Here is a 17,982-nt window from a genome sequence, read left to right on the forward strand (position 1 = left end):
GGAGCGACCGCTGGGCCGACTGACCCACGACTCGGTCACTGCCCGATGAACTGCCCGATGCCTTCGCCGCCGAGGATTGCGTTGGCAAGCATCATGCCGACCACGGCCGCGATCAGGACTCCGACGACATTCCAGACGCTGCCCTTCCGTTTCTTGGGCGCTTCGACGGATGCGGCTTGCTGCCAGGCCTGCCCATCCCAGTACAGCTGCGAGCCGGAACCGTCAGGGTTCGGGTACCACCCGGGAGCATTCATACATAAGAGATATCAGACGAACCCGACAATCCAGTCATCCGAGTCTTCAGACCCGACATACGAAAACGGTTGGCTCGCGGCGTAGTTCAAGCCCGGGTCAGCGACCACACGGGTCGGCAGGCGAGATTCCCGACGCACCCGGCGCACCCGACGCACCCGGCGCACCCGGAGTTCCCGGCGCACCAGGGGCGCCGGGCGCACCGGGCGTTCCCGGGGCACCCGGAGCGCCCGGAGCGCCCGGTGCCGTGGACGCCCGCGGCTTGTGGGGCGCAGGCAGGTCCGCCGGATCGGGCTGTGAGGGGTCTGGGTCGCTGACCAACCGCACCGAATAGCTGAGCCCGCCCGCGCGCCAGGCGGCCGGCTCGGTGGTGGGTCTCGGCGCGCCGGCCCGCGCGCACGGGTCGCCGGGGAGGGCGGGAGAGTTCAACTCGGAGACGTCGCTGCGCTCGGGCGTGGCCGGCGCGACCGGTCCCTGCGTCGACGTCGGCGCTGGCGACACCAGCACGGCCGCGAGTCCGGCGACCAGGACGGCGACGACCGCGGCCGCTCCTGCCAGCAGCCGACCCTTTGGCAGTGCCTTCGCCTCCCCCGGCGCCGCCGCCGCGAACGCGGCAGGCGCGGAGGTCTGGCCCTCCGCAGCGCTGATCGCGGCGCCTGTCGCCAGATGCCACCGGCCGGCATACGGAACCACGGCGGCCAGGCCGAGCGCACCGGCCGCGGAACGGATCACGCTCGTCTCGGACGGCCGGATCCCGAGCACGACGACTGCAACTCGGCCGCGCGGCACACCCGACCGCATGTCCTCCAGCAGCGCGGTGGTGAAGGACACCTCGGAGAACGTCCCCGCGGTCACCCGCTGGCCGCCGGCCTGCGCCACACCGGACCGCAGGTCGACCGCGTGGGCGAGGACCTCACCGGGCCACTCGGCCAGGACGAGAGCGGTACGGGCGCCTGCCAACTCGGGTATCGAGCGCAGGAAGGCCAGCCGGGCCTCGGCCGCACCGACCACCGTGACGGCCGGAACGCCGCCGCTGCCCAGCTTCGCCTTGATCGCGTCCGCCGCAGCCGGGTCTGCGGCGACGATCCCGACCGCCGTCGGGTCCAGTCCGATGCGCCTGGCCCGGTCCACCATCTGTTCGGTGGCCCATACCGCCTGCCCGACATCGTCTCCGGCTCGATCCTCGAATCGGCTGTCCACCGGCCCGAGGCCGGGTACGTCGGTATCGATGAGGACCGCCCGCACGCCCTCCTTGCCGAGCGTCACTCCCACTGACTCCCGCACGCGTCCTCCACCGTTTCCCGTCGACAGTGGCTCGCGGGTTACCGGAAGGGACGCCTGTGGTTGCGGCCCGCCGAATTCCTCACTCAGTCCGTCGAATCGAGGTCACCGTAGCGGACCGACCCCGAGGCGTGCAGCCGTACCCCGCCAGCGGCGCGGTTCGGACCCGCCGAGCGGCTTCCGCTAGGCAGCGGCGCGCACCGGAACCGGGGCGGCCTCGACCCGTCCGCCCCACCGACCGAGCGCGGACCCGGGCGCCGCGAAGAAGCTCGCATGGAACGCGACCACCACCGCGCCCATGATGCCGAGGATCAGCGGACCGAAGAACAGTGGGTACTCCGCGATCTCGACCGCCAGGTACCGGTAGCCCGCCAGCAGCGCGGCGAACGCGACAGCCCCGCCGACCACGAGCCGCACGCGGAACCACCCCCAGCCCCGCTCCGGGTCCCGCAGCGCGGACTCGAGGGTCAGGCACAGCACGACGCCCGCGACCAGGTCGACGCCGTAGTGGTAGCCGAACCCGAGGGTGGCCATCAGCGTGCACACCAGCCAGAAGGCGCCGCCCCAGCGCAGCCACCGCGGGCCGCCCCTGGAATGGATGAAGATCGCCAGCGCCCATGCGGTGTGCAGGCTGGGCATGCAGTTGCGCGGCGCCGGGGTGTCGAACGGGATCGCCGCCGGGTCGACGACATCGGGCACCACGGCGGGCCAGTAGTTGCCGAGCTGCGAGCCCTCGCCCGCGGTGCCGAACGCGAAGTCCGGGCCCACCACCGGGAAGAGCACGTAGAACAGCGGACCGATCAACCCGATGAGCAGGAAGGTGCGCACCAGGTAGTGCGACGGCCAGCCGTTGCGGAGCTGATACAGGGCGACGACGATCGCCGCGACCGGCAGCTCGATGTACACCCAGTGCAGCACCCCGTAGCCGACGCTGCCGAGCGCATCGACCACCCCGCCCATCACCCAGGACGGATTGCCAAGCGCCCGGTCCGCCAGCTGCACGTATTCATCGAGCACCAGCGGGCGGGTCAGCACCGTGATCTGCAGCCAGACGTCGCCGACCTTGGTGGCCAGGATCAACAGCGCGCCGAGCCCGACCCCGCGCAGCGCGCTACGCCGCTGCTCGCCGGTCCATGCCACCGCCGCGTAGAGCCCGATCCCGGTCAGCACGAGGGTGGGGCCGTTCCCAATGGCGAAAGGCCCACCGACGAGCAACCGGCCCACCGCGAACATCAGGTCGAGGGCGACCGCGGCGGCCAGCGCGCGGATCCGCTGCGGGTTCGTGAGGCCGACCAGAGCGAGCGCGAATCCCGCCCACGGCAGCGACATCGACTTGGGGGTGCCGACAAAATCCTTGGCCAGGCTGTGCAGCGGGCCCTCGAAACCGTTTCGCATCGCGACCAGTTGCAGGGCGATCAGGCCCGCGACCAGGAGGATGCCTGCCGAGATGAGGATGGGGTGCGACCGCAACGAGAGGCGACCGGTCCCGGAGACCGGCGAGTCGTTGATCAGCACCGGTCCATAGTAAACGGAGCGTGAACGCGGCCTTACGTGTCGAGCTCGTTCACCAGCGAATCGACGACGAGCGTCAGGTCACCGCCGGAGGACGCGGCGACCTGGCGCTGACGGAGGTAGGACGCGCCGCGCCGCGGGATGTCGGCCACCCGCGCCAGTTCGTCGGCGCAGCCGAGCGATCTCGCCACCGGCATCAGCTGTTCCAGCAGATCGTCGAGGTCGTCGGTGACGAGCCGCTCGTTGCTGTCGGCGTCGAGGATGATCTCCGCGTCGAGCCCGTACCGTGCGGCCCGCCACTTGTTCTCCTGCACGTGCCACGGCGGCATGCCCGGCAGCTCCTCGCCCGCATCGAGCCTACGGTCGAAGTACACCACCAGGCAGTGGATGAGGGCGACGATCGCGCCCAGCTCGGTCCTGGTGGAGATGCCGTCGCAGACGCGCACCTCGATCGTGCCCCACTGCGGTGCGGGCCGGATGTCCCAGTGCAGCCCACCGAGCTTGTCGATGACACCGGTCTTGAGCTGGTCGTGGGCGAATCCCTCGAACTGCGACCAGGTTTCGAACTGGAACGGCAGGCCGGCCGTCGGCAGTTGCTGAAACATCAGCGCGCGGTTGCTGGCGTATCCGGTGTCCACGCCTGTCCACATCGGCGACGAGGCCGAAAGCGCAAGCAGGTGAGGGTACTTCACTAGCAGGGCGTTGAGGATCGGGAATACCCGGTCGGCCGAGGAGATCCCGACGTGCACGTGCACACCCCAGATCAGCATCTGGCGTCCCCACCACTGGGTGCGCTCGATCATCTCGTCGTAGTGCGGGCTGCGGGTCAGCTGCTGGGTGGACCACTCGGCGAACGGGTGGGTGCCCGCGCAGAACAGGTCGACACCGATCGGGTCGGCGACCCGGCGCACCAGGTGCAGGGTCTCGCTCAGGTCGTCGATCGCCTCGCCGACGGTGTCGCAGATCCCGGTGACCAGCTCGACGGTGTTGCGGAGCAACTCCTTGTGCAGGCGGGGCGACTCACCGCCCGCGAGGGAGTGCGCCGCGTCGAAGATCAGTCCCGCGGTGTTCGAGAGATCGCGGGTGGCCTTGTCGACCAGGGCGATCTCCCACTCGACGCCGATTGTCGGCCGGGGCGAACCGGCGAAGTGGACTCCCACACTGCGAATCCAACCACAGCGATCGGACCACCGCCCGCACCGGGACCGGGCCCCGGCGCAGCACAACGACCCCCCACCGTGGCGGTGAGGGGTCGTCGAGGGGTTCGGTGCCTATTCGATGACGGCGCAGGCGACGCGGCCGCCCGCGTCACCGGTGGCCAGCGTGGTCTGGTCCGGCACAGGAGCGTTCTCCGGGAGGGTGTACCGGTTCGGGATGTTGGCGAAGTTGTCCGCGTTCGCGTGCACGACGATCGCGGTGCCCTTGCCGTGGTTGCGCAGGTCCTCGAGGCTGACGGCGTCGGTGGTGGTGACCAACTCCGCGGTGCCGTCCTCGCGCACCTGCAGCGAGGTCAGGTCGCCGCTCGCGGGATGTCCGGTGTGACCCTCCGCCTGGAAATGTCCACCGGCGGAAAGGAAGTCGCCGGGCGCGCCGCCGGACGGCGCCACCGAGTTCGCCTCGCACTTGGCGACCTCGTGGATGTGCAGGCCATGGAAGCCGGGGGTGAGGTGCTTGGCCTCGACCGAGACCTGGACGAAGCCGTCACCCTCGGTGAACCGAACGGTGCCGACCTCGGCGCCCTTCGCGTCCTTGAGCTCGACGTCGATCGCACCTTCCTCGGCCGCCGATCCGTGGCCGCCCTCCGCCGAGCCGTGGCCCGGAGCGGACGCTCCCGTCCACACCGGAGGGGTGGTGCCGGGGACATCACTCGGCTCCTGGCCGTTGGAGCACGCGGTGAGGCCAACGGCCGCGATCGCGACCATCGGGGCGACGACGCGCCAGGACACGCGTACTGGAGTGTGCGAGTCGCGTCGGGTAAGCAGGGCCATCAAACCGCTCCTTCTAGATGGGCTGGAAGTGAACTGATCATAGACAGGCGCGCGGATCGGTCGTTCGCAGGTGCGCGCACCTAGGGCGCGGTGACGATCACGATGACGCCGGGCGACGCGCTCACGATGCCGGGGAACCGCGGCTCCGCGGACACCCCGAGCGTCGCGGCGATCTCCGTCGCGGCCGCCTTCTCCGCAGGCGACGAGGCCGAGTAGTAGACGGTGGTCGAACTGACGGAGCCGTCGGCGTAGTTGCCGGTCTCGCCGACCGTCCAGCCGTCCGACTCGATGGTCCTGGCGGTCTGCGCGGCCAGGCCGCTGACCGTGCTGTTGTTGAGCACCCGGACCGACACCGCCGACTTGTCCAGGACCGGCGCGGTCGTCGTGGCGGCGGCGGCGGTGGTGGTGGTCGGAGTGATCGCGGCGGACGGCCGGGCCGAGGTGGCCGCGGCAGGCGGCCGGGCCGAGGTGACCGAGGCGGACCCTGTGCCCGCCGCCACCCGCGCCACGCTGGAGGTGGTCTCGGGCTGCTGCTGCTCGGGCTCGGAATCGTTTCCGGAGAGCGCCATGGCGCCGATGCCTGCGAAGGCGATCGCGAGCGCAATCAGGACCATCGCGAACGCACGCAGCGGCGGTCCACTCGGTGGCTGCTCAGGAGTGCTCACTCGATTGACCTTAGAGCCCGCGCCACGTCCGCCGACACCTAGGTGATGTCGAATCCGAGGCGACGTGCGGCGCGCGCCTTCTGTCTACTCGCCCGCAACCGGCGCAGCCGCTTGACCAACATCGGGTCGGCTGCGAGGGCCTCGGGGCGGTCGACCAGCGCGTTCAGCACCTGGTAATAGCGGGTGGCGGACATGTCGAAGAGTTCCTTGATGGCCTCTTCCTTGGCGCCCGCGTACTTCCACCACTGGCGCTCGAAGGACAGGATGTCGTGGTCGCGGCGGGTCAGTCCGTCCTCGCCGATCGCATTCGCGTCCTGCGGGTCGGTCTGCTCGGAATTCCGGTTACGCGCCGCTGCCCCGTCCATCTCACTCCCTCAACTTCGAGCTCTCGCCCAACGCCACTGCTCTCGCGTGATGCATCGAAACCAAAGTTCCCCGACGACCCGGCTGGCTTCACGATTACCGGGCAACGAATTACATATCTGTTCTTCCCGAAGATTATTCAACCATGATCCGCACGGGCGCGGCCTGGTTGCGGTGCTGGCGCGTCGCGCCGGGGCGCCCCACTATCCTTGCTCGAATGGCAATACTTCCGATCCGGATCGTGGGCGATCCGGTGCTCCACGAGCCCACGCGGCCCGTCACCGAATCGCCGGCGGAAATCGCCGAGCTGATCGCTGACATGTACGAGACGATGGACGTCGCGAACGGCGTCGGTCTGGCGGCGAATCAGGTCGGTGTCCCGCTGCGACTGTTCGTCTACGACTGCCCCGACGTCGACGGCGCCGGGAACTCGATCCGTCGTCGCGGCGCCGTGGTCAACCCGGTGCTCGAGACCTCGGAGATCCCCGAGACGATGCCGGACCCCGACGACGACGAGGAGGGCTGCCTCTCCGTTCCCGGCGAGCAGTTCCCGACCGGGCGCGCCGACTGGGCGAAGGTGACCGGCACCGAGGCCGACGGTTCGCCGGTGGAGATCGAGGGCACCGGGTTCTTCGCCCGGATGCTCCAGCACGAGGTCGGCCACCTCGACGGGTTCCTCTACGTCGACGTGCTGATCGGCCGTAACGCCAGGGCCGCGAAGAAGACCATCAAGCGTGCCGGTTGGGGCGTCCCGGGCAAGAGCTGGGTTCCGGGCACGGTCGAGGATCCGTTCGGCCACGATGACTGACATCGTGCTCGGTAGCCGGGTGGTGTTGCGATACAAATTGCCGCCCGGCTACCCACAGCCCCTGACCGACATCATCGGGGAGTTGGTGTCGCTCACACCCGCCGTCGTGGTCCGCGCCCCGGACGGACGGGTGGTCCAGGTCGTCCCCGACAAGGTCGTCGCGCTCAAGTCGATCGGGGCCCGACCGATCCTGAGCCGGGAGATCCGCGCGCTCGAGCTGGCCGCCGCCGACGGCTGGCCCGGCCTCGAACAGAGCTGGATCAACGGCTGGCTGGCCCGGTCCGGCGGCGGCTTCACCGGCCGCGCCAACTCCGCCACTCCCCTCGGCAAGGCCGACCGCATCGGCGACCTCTACAGCGGCGACACCCTCGAGCGCCTGCAGAAGTGGTACGCCGACCGCGATCAGCCGCTGCGACTGCTGCTGCCGGATGGCCTCGGCAACGCCCCCGCCGACTGGGAGACCTCGGACGAGGTGCTGGTGATGGCCGCCGAGATCGCGAACCTCACCCTGCCCGAAGGCGATTCGCTCGTCACCGTGTCCGGCGAACCCGACGATCAGTGGCTGCCGCTGTACGACAACAACGGGAAACGGCTACCGGACTGCGCGCCCGACGTGCTCGGCGCCGTCAGCGACGGCGAGCTCGGCTTCGGCAGGCTCGGCAGCCCGAGCACCGAGCTGCTCGCCATCGCGCGCGCCGCCGTGACCGAGGCACCCGACGGGCGACGCTGGGTCGGCCTGAGCGCGGTGGAGGTGGCGCCGGCCCACCGCAGGCGCGGGCTCGGGATGCTGATCTGCGCGGAGATGATCCGCTGGGGCCGGGACCTGGGCGCGACGCACGCGTACATCCAGGTGGTGGCCGACAACGAGGCGGCGATCGCCCTGTACCGCACGATGGGGATGCTCGACCACCACCGGTACCGCTACGCGGCGGCGCCCGGCACCGCCTGGTAGCCACACGAGTGTCCACCGACGACGGCGCCCTCCGGACCGACCCGGGGGGCGCCGTCGTGGTCCCACTAGGCTGCCTCGAATGCGATTGGCGACGTGGAATGTGAACTCGGTCCGGGCCCGCACCGATCGGGTCGTGGACTGGCTGGTGCGGACCGACACCGACGTGCTGGCGATCCAGGAGACCAAGTGCCGTGACGACCAGTTCCCGACGGAACGGTTCACCGAGCTCGGCTACGAGGTGGCCCACGTCGGCCTGAGCCAGTGGAACGGCGTCGCGATCGTCTCCCGCGTTGGACTCGAGGACGTGCAGGTCGGTTTCGAGGGACAGCCGGGCTTCGCCAAGCCCGCGCCGGACAGCCTGGACATCGCGACCCCTGTCGTCGAGGCCAGGGCCATCGGCGCCACCTGCGGCGGGGTCCAGGTGTGGAGCCTGTACGTCCCGAACGGGCGCGAGCTCAGCGACCCGCACTACGAGTACAAGCTGGACTGGCTGGCCATCCTGCGCGACGACGCCGCGAAGTGGTTGGCCCAGGATCCGAGCGCCCAGATCGCGCTGGTCGGCGACTGGAACGTCGCGCCGACCGACGAGGACGTCTGGGACCCTGCACTTTTCGAGGGCAAGACGCACACGTCGCAGCCGGAACGCGACGCCTTCAATGCCTTCCAGGACGCCGGCTTCGTCGACGTCGCCCGCCCGTTCACCCCCGGCCCAGGCGTCTACACGTACTGGGACTACACCCAGCTCCGGTTCCCGAAGCGCCAGGGCATGCGGATCGATTTCGCCCTCGGCTCCCCCGCGCTGGCCGCCCGGGTCTCCGGCGCGTCCATCGACCGCGAGGAGCGCAAGGGCAAGGGCGCCAGCGACCACGCCCCGGTCGTGGTCGAGCTGGACTAGCCGGAGACGCGGCGAGCGCGCAGCAGTTCGGCGGCCAGCCACAGCGCGCCCGCCGCCACGAGCACCCCGTGCGCGACCCGCATCCACGGGCTGCCGAAGAACTGCGGGATGAACAGGGCGAACCCGACCGCGAGCGGGACCCCGCTCCATCGCGCCAGCACCCCGGACCGCCAGATCCCCACCGCCGCGGCGACCGCGCCAGCGGCGACCAGCAGCAGCCCCATCGCGAACATGGTCATCTGGGTGCCGCCGCCGCGCACGCCGTCGACCAGGTCGAGCAGCTCCGGCGTCCCCTCCGCGACCGCGCGTTCGCCGATCGCGTGCAAGCCGAAGTCCTCGGCGCCGTAGTAGGGCAGGGTCAGGCCGACCCCGACCCAGGTCAGCACCGTCGCGGCGATGCCTGCGCGATTCCCGTCGGTGCCGCGGAGGATCTCCCGTAGTGCCTGCACGGCGAGGCCGAGCAGCAGGAACCCGATCATCCCGAAGAAGTGCGCCGCGACCCATGCGCCGGACGCATAGGCCCGGGCGCCCTCCATGGTGGCCTGGTTCAGGTAGTCCGAGTAGGGCCGGACCGCGGGGTAGAGCAGGAACAGCACCCCTGCCGCCCCGAACGACGCCGCGGCCGCGGCCCGTGCGCGGTCGGTGCCCACCCGCTGTGCTGTGTCGACCATGTCTGCCTCCTCCGTAACGAGAGCATCGCTCTCTCTTACGAGCAGTGTTCACCACAGTGGCCAAGAAAACAAGAGCAGTGCTCTCAAATTTCGGGGCGTTCGTCCGACCGGTCTACGATTCATCCACCGTGTCCGCCCGGTCCGGGCGTGCTTCGCAGGCGTCGCGCCGCCCCCATCGCTAGGAGTCCGCCCGTGGAGACCCCGCGCGATCAGCCCGCCACCGAGGTCGAATGGATCGAGGCCGGCGTACGCCACACGGCGCCGTGGCGGACCAACAGCAGCGTCAAGCCACCGAAGAGGGTCGAGACCTTCGGCGACGAACTCCGCGCGGACGACGCGATGCGGCTCGCGTCCGAGGGCACCGCGATGCTCTGGCGCGGCGACTTCCTCGGCGCCAGGCAACTGCTCGACGCGCTCAAGCGTCGGCTCGACCGGCAGCAGGTCAAGCCCGATCCGGACCTCGCCGTCACCTTCCACCGGCATCGGCAGGCAAGGGCACACCGCACCCGCATCCTGAGCATGGTCCTGATCGAGCTCGGCCCGGACTTCGGCATCGACCTCCGACGCGCACCCGACATCAGGGACGCGTGCCGGGAGGCGTACGGCGAGGCTGCCGGGCCGAGCGTGGCCTCCCTGCAGGAACTGCTCGGCGCGGTCGGCGCGCACGAGTGGCGGCGGCGCGGCGTGATGGTCCCCGCCCTCGGCGCGCGGATCCACCCGCACTACGGCGTGTTCGCGCCCACCAGGAACGAATACGTCGACCTGGTTGCCGAGGCGCAGTTACCCACCGCCGGAACGGCATTCGACCTCGGCACCGGGACCGGCGTGCTCGCCGCCGTGCTGGCACGGCGGGGCGTCGGACGGGTGGTGGCCACGGACATCGAACCGCGCGCGGTGGCGTGCGCGACCGACAACCTGCAGCGACTCGGGGTCGCCGACCGGGTCGAGGTGGTCCGCACCGACGTGTACCCGGCCGGCACGGCCGACCTGGTGGTGTGCAACCCGCCGTGGGTGCCCGCCGCCCCGACGTCCTCGATCGAGCTGGGCGTCTTCGACCGCAAGGGGCACATGCTCACCGAGTTCGTCCGCGGCCTGCCGGATCATCTCAACCCCGGCGGCGAGGGCTGGCTGGTGCTCTCCGACCTGGCCGAGCGCCTCGGCCTGCGCACGAGAGCTCAGCTGACGGACCAGTTCGAGCGGGCGGGCCTGACCGTGCTCGGCCGCACCGACACCCGGCCGAGGCACCCGCGCGCGAGCGGCGCGGGCTCCGAAGGGCGCGGCGCGCGCGGACACGACCCGCTGGCCGCGGTCCGCGCCGAGGAGGTCGTCTCGCTCTGGCGACTCGCGGTCCGCACGCCCTGACGCGCGGACCGGCGAACACCTAGCGGACCAGCTGCCTGACCAGGCCGTCCGCGCAGCCACCCGCAAATCCGGTCACCGCGCCCGAGGCGGCTCCCGCGGCTACTCCGCCGACCAGCCCGGCCGGGCCCGCTGCCACGCCCGCGGCGGACGCCGCGGTCACGGCGCCGGACAGCGCACCCGCGATGGCGGGCTTCACCCCGGACTTCACGCACTCCTCGGCGAGGGCACCCGCCTGGTTGACGACCTCCGCGGCCACCACGCCCCCGGCGTCGACGGCGGTGTCGACGACCGCCGACACGACCTTGCCGCTCTCGGAGATCGAGTAGGTGATGCCCTGGACCGCGCCGTTGACCTCGAGGCGCAGCGGGAGGTTCTCCAGGACGCGGCCCGCCTCGTTGACCGCGGCGATGGCGTTCGTCTGGGCGTCCCGGACGAAGCGACCGGAGTCGAGCTTGATTTGCGCGGTGCTCGCCTCGACCTGAGTGGCGATGAACTTCGCGAACTCCCGGATCGGGCCCGCCTGCGCCGGCGGCGCGACGGCAACCGAGGCGAGCGCGAATCCCGCGACGCCGAGGGCGACGGCCAGCGAGGCCGTGCCCGCCCTGACGTCCGCCGAGATCCCGGCCGCCTGAGCCGACCCGCCCTGGGCGCCCTCGCGCGCGGCAGCAACGATCGTCATTCTTCTTCCCCCAGCTACACGGCGCGTCGATACGCGAAGCGATGACATGACGCCCGCCACCGCCCGGGACCGGGGAAGCCGAAACCTGTTTCGGATCCCTGTATTCCAGCCCCGACCGCGACGGGTCAGGGGAAGCATAGGGGCAGTTGCCGCGCTCCGTGTCGGACTCGGCGAATTCGGGGAGGAACCGGAGTTTCAGTCGGCGATCAGGTCCAGTTCCTCGGGATGGGTGCCCAGATAGCGCTGCACATACGTGCAGACCGGCCGCAGCCGCCAGCCACGTTCCCTCGACAACGCCAGCACGTCACCGACCAGTACCGCGGCCCAGCCGCGACCGCCGTACTCCTCCTTGACGACCGTGTGCATGAGCGCGACCACCTCCCCGCGGCCACCCGTGAACTCGCTCGACTCCCCCTCACCGCGATAGCCGAGGATGCCGATCAGCTCGTCGCCGACCCAGAGGTCGAAGCGGGCATGCGAGGGGTTGTCCACGACGCGCGCCAGCGCCGGGTTCGCGAAGACAGGGGCGGGCGCAGTCACCACCGCTGCCGGGACGGGAGGTCGCTTGAAAATGTGAGACACCTCACCATGGAAGCAGTCCCGCCCCGGCGCGGTCGCCCGATTTGGGGCCGAAGGTGCGATTTGTTGCCCAGTCACCATCCAATCGTGGCCGAATCGGCACCCGAAGTTCTCACACGGAGACCATGAGGTCCCGGTACTCGGGGTTGTCGGCGACGAATCGCTGCAGATACGTGCAGACCGGCCGGACCTTCCAGCCGTAGCCGCGCGCCGCGTCGAGAGCCCGGCGCACCATCACCGCGGCGAGCCCCCGGTGACCGAAGTCCTCGACGATCACGGTGTGCATGAACGAGACGACCGGGGTCGCGGCCGAGGACCTCCTCGCGCTCCGCGTGTCCAAGTCGTAATAACCGAGAATGCCGACGAGGTCCCCGTTGAGCCTCAGCTCGAACCGGTTCTGACCTGCGTTGTTCGTCACCTCTGCCGTCGGCGATTCCGTGATCATGTGCCCATCTCCTTGCCCGATCCGTAATCACAATGTGATTTCCGCCACTATAGGCAGGGGGTTGCCCCGGCGTCCCGATTTGTGCCAAGAAATCTCCAGGTTCGCGCCAAGAGATCTCCACGGCCACCCGGCCGCGCTCGCCCACCCCGCAGACGTGCCCTAGGGTCGTGCCCGACAACTACACAACCCACGGGGGCTCGCACCAGCGGGCTGAGAGGACGGCTAGGGCCGTCGACCGTTGAACCTGACCGGGTAATGCCGGCGTAGGGAGAGCACGCATGAGGGACACCTCTGTTTCCGGAACCACCGTCACCACCGGCCCCATCGAGGGCAGCACCAAGCAGTACCTGACCGTCGACGGCCTGGCCGTGCCGGTCCGCCGGGTCCACCTGACCAACGGCGAACATCTCGACCTGTACGACACCTCCGGCCCGTACACCGACGCGCAGGCGACCATCGACCTCGAGGCCGGCCTCGCGAAGACCCGCGACGACTGGGCCAAGCCCGATCCCGTCGATCTCGGCGGCACCAGCCGCAGCGGCGGACCCAACCTCGCGCGCACCCAGCTGGCCTGGGCGCGGGCCGGGATCATCACCGCGGAGATGCGCTATTGCGCTGCCCGCGAGGGTGTTTCAGCCGAGATCGTGCGCGAGGAGGTGGCCGCCGGGCGGGCCGTGATCCCCGCGAACCACAAGCATCCCGAGTCCGAGCCGATGATCATCGGCAAGCGGTTCCTGGTGAAGATCAACGCGAACATCGGGAACTCCGCGGTCACCTCCTCCATCGCCGAAGAGGTCGAGAAGATGGTCTGGGCCACCAGGTGGGGCGCGGACAACATCATGGACCTGTCCACCGGCAAGGACATCCACCAGACCCGCGAGTGGATCCTGCGCAACTCGCCGGTGCCGGTCGGCACCGTGCCGATCTACCAGGCACTGGAGAAGGTTGGCGGCGACCCGACCGCGCTGACCTGGGAGATCTACCGCGACACCGTGATCGAGCAGTGCGAGCAGGGCGTCGACTACATGACCGTGCACGCCGGGGTGCTGCTGCGGTACGTGCCGCTGACCGCCAAGAGGGTCACCGGGATCGTCTCCCGCGGCGGCTCCATCATGGCGGCCTGGTGCCTCGCCCACCACCGAGAGTCGTTCCTGTACACACACTTCGAGGAACTCTGCGAGATCCTGCGCGAGTACGACGTGACGTTCTCACTCGGTGACGGGCTGCGGCCCGGGTCCATCGCGGACGCCAACGACGAGGCCCAGTTCGCCGAGCTGCGCACCCTCGGCGAACTGACCAAGATCGCGAAATCCCATGGCGTGCAGGTGATGATCGAGGGGCCCGGCCACGTCCCGATGCACAAGATCGTGGAGAACGTCCGGCTCGAGGAGGAACTGTGCGAGGAGGCACCGTTCTACACCCTCGGACCGCTCGCCACCGACATCGCGCCCGCCTACGACCACATCACCTCGGCGATCGGTGCGGCCATGATCGCGCAGGCGGGTACCGCGATGCTCTGTTACGTGACGCCGAAGGAACACCTGGGCCTCCCCAACCGGGACGACGTGAAGGTCGGCGTCATCACCTACAAGATCGCCGCGCACGCCGCCGATCTCGCCAAGCAGCACCCGCGGGCGCAGGAGCGCGACGATGCGCTGTCGAGGGCGCGCTTCGAGTTCCGCTGGCGCGACCAGTTCGCGCTGTCGCTCGACCCGGACACCGCCCGCGAGTACCACGACGAGACCCTGCCCGCGGAGCCGGCGAAGACCGCACACTTCTGCTCGATGTGCGGGCCGAAGTTCTGCTCCATGCGGATCTCCGCGGACGTGCGCGAGTTCGCCGAGCGCAACGGGCTGCAGACGCAGGAGGATGTCGACCGGATGATCGAGGCGGGCATGGCCGAGAAGTCCGCCGAGTTCACCGACAGGGGCAGCCAGGTCTACCTGCCCGTCGTTCCGGCCGGTCGATAGGCTCTCACGCGTGAAGTTGCTGCCGCTGACCCCGGACGGACAGACCCCGATCCGCGTCCTCACCATCGCCGGAACCGACTCCGGTGGCGGTGCAGGCATCCAGGCCGACTCCCGCACGATGGCCATGTGCGGCGTGCACGCCTGCGTCGCCGTCGCCGCGGTGACGGTGCAGAACTCGGTCGGGGTCAGCGGCTTCCACGAGATCCCGCCGCAGATCGTCGCCGACCAGGTGCGGTCGGTTGTCGGCGACATCGGGGTCGGGGCGGCCAAGACCGGGATGCTCGCGTCGACCGCGATCATCGAGGCCGTCGCGGAGGTCTGCGGTGAGGTGGGAATCGGGCGCGGGCACGCGGTGCCGCTGGTCGTCGACCCGGTGTGCGCCTCCATGCACGGCGACCCCCTGCTGCACGCCGAGGCGCTCGACGCGGTCCGGCACACCCTGATCCCGATCGCCTCGCTGGTGACGCCGAACCTCGACGAGGTCCGGCTCATCACCGGGATCGACGTGGTGGACGACGCCTCCGCCCGCAGGGCCGCCGAGGCGCTGCACGGGCTCGGGGCGCAGTGGTCGCTGGTCAAGGGCGGGCACCTGCGCACCTCGACGGCCTCCACCGACCTGCTCTTCGACGGCGAGGACTTCCACGAGTTCACCAGCCCGCGGATCGACACCGGGAACGATCACGGCGGCGGGGACACCCTGGCCGCGGCGATCGCGTGCGCGCTGGCGAACGGGTACCCGATGCCCGAGGCCGTCGCGTTCGGCAAGGACTGGGTGACGCGGTGCCTGGCCGCGTCGTACGACCTGGGCGCGGGCCACGGTCCGGTCTCCCCGCTCTGGCGCCTGCACTGACATGTCTGTGCGCGTCGCCCCTACCGAGTCGGGGGCGACGCGCACAGCGCAACGTCAGCGCGAGTAGTCCCGGAAGGTCATGACGCCACCGACCAGGACCACCAACACCGCGAGGATGTAGACCGTGACGCGGAACCAAGCCGGCCCGTAATAGCTGACCACCATCGACGCACCGAGCGCCGCGAGAATCATCACCACCCCGTAGAAGGGCGTGCGTTGCTCCCTGTCCACCATTGATCCAGTGTCCGCCGACGGCGCCACGGGTGGCAATGCCCCCGACCTCATCGCCTCTGGAGGGTGAAGATGCGCAGGCCGTCCGGGACCCCGCGCATCGGGGCCGCGAACAGCCCCCGCCGGTAGGGCTTGGTCGTGGCGCCGAGGTCCTCGAGGAACCCCGGTTCGAGCGCCGCAAGCGTGGCCTCGGAGACGATGACATTGGCGTCCCCGCCGAGCTCCATCATGCGGGCGGCCACGTTCACGTCCACCCCCAGCCAGTCCGACGCCACCTGCCGGGGCGACCCGGTGTGCACGCCGATCCGCATCCTCGGCCGGTGGCCCTCGACCTCCACCTCCGCGAGCTGGGCACGGGCGGCGAACATCGCCTCGACGGCACGGTCCGGCCGGGCGAAGACCGCCATCAACCCGTCGCCCATCCGCTTGACCACCTGGCCGCCACGGTCGACGATCGGCGCCTCGACCGCCTTCGCGACCTCCCGCAGCAGCTCGAGGGTCACCTCGTCCCCCGCGCCGAGCGACCAACTCGAGAATCCGATCAGATCGGTGAAGACGATGGTCACCTCGCGCGGGCCGCGACCACGGCCGGTCCGCTCGAGCAGCGCCTGCCAGACCTGGAGCGCGCCGAGGCTCACCTCGCGGGAGGCGCCGGGGCCGTCGTCGAGGAACCGGTCCGCCGCCCTGGCCATCGCCCGCACACCGCCGGGCCCCGCCGTGGACAGCGGATCACCGAAGGACGGGTCGCCCGGCAGCGCCCTGCGGATCCTGCGGAACGCGTCGACAACCTGGGGTCGGGTGTTGACCCCGCGGATCCACCGGGCCGCGGCCTCGGGCCTGCTGCGGCGCACAGACGCGGGGTCGCGGTCGCTCGCGTCGGTTGGGTCGACGCCCGAGGTCGAGGGGTCCTCAGTCACAGGCCGAAGTGTAACTCAGAGTCACAGATACTATCCGGGTCATTGTCCGGCGCCCTCCCGCGCCTGCGCGCGGTCCGCCCTGGCGGGAACCCCGTCCGGGCCCTCGATGGAGTTCGCGTACGTGCCGACGCCGAACGCCACCGCCGCCGCGTTCTGCGCCAGCGCCGCCCGGTCCACGTTGGCCAGGGTGTCCTCCGGCGAGTGGTAGCCGGGATCGAAGGTCTCGCCCGCGGTGCCGCCCCACTTCAGTGCCTGCTCTTCGGACTTGCGATCGTCGGCCCCGCTGTCCACCCCACCGGACGGTATCCCCATCTCGATGAACGGGCCGTAGTCGGAACGGCCGTCGAAATCGGTTCCATCCGCGACGATCCCGCGCCAGGCGAGGAAACCGCCCAGGGTTCGCTCGATCGCGTCGGAGCCCTGCGGCCCCGGCCCGGCACCCTCGTGGTCGGAATCGTCGCCGTCGAGGGTGAAGTACCCCGCGTTCCGCGAGCCGAGCATGTCGAAGTTCAGGTACAGCGCGATGTCCTCGCGTTCACCCTCGTCGAGCCCCTCGGCGTACCGCTCCGATCCGACCAGGCCCAGCTCCTCCGCGCCCCACCAGGCGAAGCGCACGGCGTTCGTCACGTTCGGGGCGCTGCCCAGCCGCAGCGCGGTCTCGAGCACCGCGGCCGAGCCGGACCCGTTGTCGTTGATCCCCGGGCCTTTCTCGACGCTGTCCAGGTGCGCGCCGACCAGCACCACGTTCTCCGTCGACCCGGTCGTGGTCTGCGCGATCACGTTTCGGCTCGTGGTTGGCTCGGTGACCGCCTCCAGCTTCAGCGACAGCTCAGGTGCGGCCGCGGCCGCAGGCCCCTCGGAGCCCGGCACGCTCACGGCGGGGATCCGCGGGGCCGCGTCCTCCCCCAACGTGCCGCCGGCCAGCGCGCCCTCCTCGTTGTTGAACACGACGAGGGCGACGGCGCCGCGATCGGCTGCCACCCGCTCCTTCTCCGAGAAGGGACAGACCCCGCGCCGGACCACCACGATCGCGCCCCCGGCGTCGAGTCCGTCGTAGTCGGTCGCCTCGCAGCCGGGGCTGCCGTCGTCCGGCAGCGCGAGGGTCCGCGCCGTGATCCCCTCCGGCGGCGTCGCGGGCGAGTACTCCAGGGTGCTGACGGTGAACTGACGGTCACCCGCCCGCAGTTCCACCGGTCCGGCGATGAAGCGATCGACGTCGAACTCGGGGGTGGACACCTCGAAGCCTGCCTCCTGGAGTCTGTCCACGACGTAGTCGACGCTGGCGTCGTAGCCCGCGGTCCCCGCGGCCCGGTTGCCCCCGTTGTCCGTCGCGATCCGCTCGAGCGCCTGCATGTGCGCGGCGACCGCGTCGCCCCCGACGGCCGCCGCAAGCGACTGGCCGTCGACCGGCGGTCCGGGCGGCGACTCCTGTTCGTCCCTGCCGCACCCGGACACCACCGCGATCCCGGCCAGTACGACCGCCGCCGACGCTCCGACCCGTGCCCGAATGGACTGTCGCATTTGCCGAGCGTACTGCGCACGGGCGCCGGATCGGCGCAAAA

The 17,982-nt window shown here is 70.6% G+C and carries 20 protein-coding genes and 1 riboswitch; of the genes, 6 read left to right on the plus strand and 14 right to left on the minus strand.

The annotated features are described in order from the left end of the window. Positions 1–35: 35 nt before the first annotated feature. The 7 genes from BR31_RS0112500 to BR31_RS0112530 form a co-directional block, all read right to left on the minus strand. Positions 36–254, minus strand: coding sequence for a DUF2510 domain-containing protein (locus BR31_RS0112500; protein ID WP_027501270.1), 219 nt, complete (start codon positions 252–254; stop codon positions 36–38). Positions 255–351: 97 nt separating this feature from the next. After that, a complete protein-coding gene (locus BR31_RS32205; RefSeq protein ID WP_156042455.1) occupies positions 352–1,536 on the minus strand; it encodes a hypothetical protein in 1,185 nt (394 codons plus the stop codon). A 180-nt stretch (positions 1,537–1,716) separates the two neighbouring features. Further along, positions 1,717–2,988, minus strand: a complete 1,272-nt coding sequence (locus tag BR31_RS0112510; protein ID WP_027501271.1) for a phosphatase PAP2 family protein — start codon at positions 2,986–2,988, stop codon at positions 1,717–1,719. A gap of 92 nt (positions 2,989–3,080) precedes the next feature. Next, positions 3,081–4,205: a glutamate--cysteine ligase gene (locus BR31_RS0112515; protein WP_027501272.1), complete on the minus strand. Its 1,125-nt coding sequence runs from the start codon at positions 4,203–4,205 to the stop codon at positions 3,081–3,083. A 111-nt stretch (positions 4,206–4,316) separates the two neighbouring features. Beyond that, positions 4,317–5,033, minus strand: a complete 717-nt coding sequence (sodC, locus tag BR31_RS0112520) for a superoxide dismutase[Cu-Zn] (protein ID WP_027501273.1) — start codon at positions 5,031–5,033, stop codon at positions 4,317–4,319. A gap of 80 nt (positions 5,034–5,113) precedes the next feature. Next, positions 5,114–5,698 carry a LytR C-terminal domain-containing protein gene (locus BR31_RS0112525; RefSeq protein ID WP_027501274.1) on the minus strand — a complete coding sequence of 195 codons (585 nt, stop codon included), beginning with the start codon at positions 5,696–5,698 and terminating at the stop codon, positions 5,114–5,116. A 38-nt stretch (positions 5,699–5,736) separates the two neighbouring features. Further along, positions 5,737–6,063: a nucleoid-associated protein NapA gene (locus BR31_RS0112530; protein ID WP_027501275.1), complete on the minus strand. Its 327-nt coding sequence runs from the start codon at positions 6,061–6,063 to the stop codon at positions 5,737–5,739. A 215-nt stretch (positions 6,064–6,278) separates the two neighbouring features. Between BR31_RS0112530 and BR31_RS0112535 the strand changes: the two genes are divergently transcribed. The 3 genes from BR31_RS0112535 to BR31_RS0112545 all read left to right on the plus strand — a co-directional run bounded on the left by BR31_RS0112535 (position 6,279) and on the right by BR31_RS0112545 (position 8,716). Further along, entirely contained in the window at positions 6,279–6,869 is a 591-nt protein-coding gene (locus tag BR31_RS0112535; RefSeq protein ID WP_027501276.1) for a peptide deformylase, read from the plus strand. Next, positions 6,862–7,821, plus strand: a complete 960-nt coding sequence (locus tag BR31_RS0112540; protein ID WP_027501277.1) for an N-acetylglutamate synthase, CG3035 family — start codon at positions 6,862–6,864, stop codon at positions 7,819–7,821. Before BR31_RS0112535 ends, BR31_RS0112540 begins: the two co-directional genes overlap by 8 nt. 79 nt (positions 7,822–7,900) lie before the next feature. Further along, positions 7,901–8,716 (plus strand): exodeoxyribonuclease III, encoded by an 816-nt coding sequence (locus tag BR31_RS0112545; RefSeq protein WP_027501278.1) that lies wholly within the window; start codon positions 7,901–7,903, stop codon positions 8,714–8,716. Here BR31_RS0112545 and BR31_RS0112550 read toward each other — a convergent pair. Next, positions 8,713–9,387 carry a hypothetical protein gene (locus BR31_RS0112550; protein WP_027501279.1) on the minus strand — a complete coding sequence of 225 codons (675 nt, stop codon included), beginning with the start codon at positions 9,385–9,387 and terminating at the stop codon, positions 8,713–8,715. The genes BR31_RS0112545 and BR31_RS0112550 overlap by 4 nt on opposite strands. Before the next feature lie 192 nt (positions 9,388–9,579). Here BR31_RS0112550 and BR31_RS0112555 point away from each other — a divergent pair, with 192 nt between their 5' ends. Continuing rightward, positions 9,580–10,749 (plus strand): methyltransferase, encoded by a 1,170-nt coding sequence (locus BR31_RS0112555; protein ID WP_027501280.1) that lies wholly within the window; start codon positions 9,580–9,582, stop codon positions 10,747–10,749. A gap of 19 nt (positions 10,750–10,768) precedes the next feature. Here the strand turns inward: BR31_RS0112555 and BR31_RS0112560 are convergent, their stop codons facing one another. The 3 genes from BR31_RS0112560 to BR31_RS0112570 form a co-directional block, all read right to left on the minus strand. After that, the gene (locus BR31_RS0112560) at positions 10,769–11,428 is read right to left on the minus strand and encodes a DUF8020 domain-containing protein (RefSeq protein ID WP_027501281.1); all 660 of its coding nucleotides are present in this window, start codon (positions 11,426–11,428) and stop codon (positions 10,769–10,771) included. A gap of 195 nt (positions 11,429–11,623) precedes the next feature. Further along, positions 11,624–11,971, minus strand: a complete 348-nt coding sequence (locus BR31_RS0112565; protein ID WP_027501282.1) for a GNAT family N-acetyltransferase — start codon at positions 11,969–11,971, stop codon at positions 11,624–11,626. A gap of 148 nt (positions 11,972–12,119) precedes the next feature. Further along, positions 12,120–12,452 carry a GNAT family N-acetyltransferase gene (locus BR31_RS0112570; RefSeq protein WP_027501283.1) on the minus strand — a complete coding sequence of 111 codons (333 nt, stop codon included), beginning with the start codon at positions 12,450–12,452 and terminating at the stop codon, positions 12,120–12,122. A gap of 179 nt (positions 12,453–12,631) precedes the next feature. After that, a riboswitch (TPP riboswitch) is annotated at positions 12,632–12,739 on the plus strand. Between BR31_RS0112570 and thiC the strand changes: the two genes are divergently transcribed. Next, entirely contained in the window at positions 12,731–14,422 is a 1,692-nt protein-coding gene (thiC, locus tag BR31_RS0112575; protein WP_027501284.1) for a phosphomethylpyrimidine synthase ThiC, read from the plus strand. It overlaps the preceding riboswitch by 9 nt. Before the next feature lie 10 nt (positions 14,423–14,432). Continuing rightward, entirely contained in the window at positions 14,433–15,272 is an 840-nt protein-coding gene (gene thiD / locus BR31_RS0112580) for a bifunctional hydroxymethylpyrimidine kinase/phosphomethylpyrimidine kinase (RefSeq protein WP_027501285.1), read from the plus strand. 54 nt (positions 15,273–15,326) lie between these two features. Here thiD and BR31_RS0112585 read toward each other — a convergent pair whose 3' ends face one another. The 3 genes from BR31_RS0112585 to BR31_RS0112595 are packed head-to-tail and all read right to left on the minus strand — an operon-like array spanning position 15,327 to position 17,941. After that, positions 15,327–15,506: a hypothetical protein gene (locus BR31_RS0112585; RefSeq protein ID WP_027501286.1), complete on the minus strand. Its 180-nt coding sequence runs from the start codon at positions 15,504–15,506 to the stop codon at positions 15,327–15,329. A 47-nt stretch (positions 15,507–15,553) separates the two neighbouring features. Further along, positions 15,554–16,420 (minus strand): adenylate/guanylate cyclase domain-containing protein, encoded by an 867-nt coding sequence (locus tag BR31_RS0112590; RefSeq protein WP_027501287.1) that lies wholly within the window; start codon positions 16,418–16,420, stop codon positions 15,554–15,556. A 39-nt stretch (positions 16,421–16,459) separates the two neighbouring features. Continuing rightward, the gene (locus BR31_RS0112595; protein ID WP_037176434.1) at positions 16,460–17,941 is read right to left on the minus strand and encodes a M28 family peptidase; all 1,482 of its coding nucleotides are present in this window, start codon (positions 17,939–17,941) and stop codon (positions 16,460–16,462) included. Positions 17,942–17,982 lie beyond the last annotated feature (41 nt).

This window comes from Rhodococcus sp. UNC363MFTsu5.1, from assembly GCF_000686785.1.
GTDB classification, from domain to species: domain Bacteria; phylum Actinomycetota; class Actinomycetes; order Mycobacteriales; family Mycobacteriaceae; genus Rhodococcus_G; species Rhodococcus_G maanshanensis.

Bases quoted from the DNA above. Each gene is read 5' to 3' on its own strand.
- BR31_RS0112500 (WP_027501270.1), bottom strand. From the start codon at position 254: ATGAATGCTCCCGGGTGGTACCCGAACCCTGACGGTTCCGGCTCGCAG.
- sodC (WP_027501273.1), bottom strand. From the start codon at position 5,033: ATGGCCCTGCTTACCCGACGCGACTCGCACACTCCAGTACGCGTGTCC.
- BR31_RS0112530 (WP_027501275.1), bottom strand. From the start codon at position 6,063: ATGGACGGGGCAGCGGCGCGTAACCGGAATTCCGAGCAGACCGACCCG.
- BR31_RS0112535 (WP_027501276.1), top strand. From the start codon at position 6,279: ATGGCAATACTTCCGATCCGGATCGTGGGCGATCCGGTGCTCCACGAG.
- BR31_RS0112540 (WP_027501277.1), top strand. From the start codon at position 6,862: ATGACTGACATCGTGCTCGGTAGCCGGGTGGTGTTGCGATACAAATTG.
- BR31_RS0112545 (WP_027501278.1), top strand. From the start codon at position 7,901: ATGCGATTGGCGACGTGGAATGTGAACTCGGTCCGGGCCCGCACCGAT.
- BR31_RS0112550 (WP_027501279.1), bottom strand. From the start codon at position 9,387: ATGGTCGACACAGCACAGCGGGTGGGCACCGACCGCGCACGGGCCGCG.
- BR31_RS0112560 (WP_027501281.1), bottom strand. From the start codon at position 11,428: ATGACGATCGTTGCTGCCGCGCGCGAGGGCGCCCAGGGCGGGTCGGCT.
- BR31_RS0112570 (WP_027501283.1), bottom strand. From the start codon at position 12,452: ATGATCACGGAATCGCCGACGGCAGAGGTGACGAACAACGCAGGTCAG.
- thiC (WP_027501284.1), top strand. From the start codon at position 12,731: ATGAGGGACACCTCTGTTTCCGGAACCACCGTCACCACCGGCCCCATC.
- BR31_RS0112585 (WP_027501286.1), bottom strand. From the start codon at position 15,506: ATGGTGGACAGGGAGCAACGCACGCCCTTCTACGGGGTGGTGATGATT.
- BR31_RS0112595 (WP_037176434.1), bottom strand. From the start codon at position 17,941: ATGCGACAGTCCATTCGGGCACGGGTCGGAGCGTCGGCGGCGGTCGTA.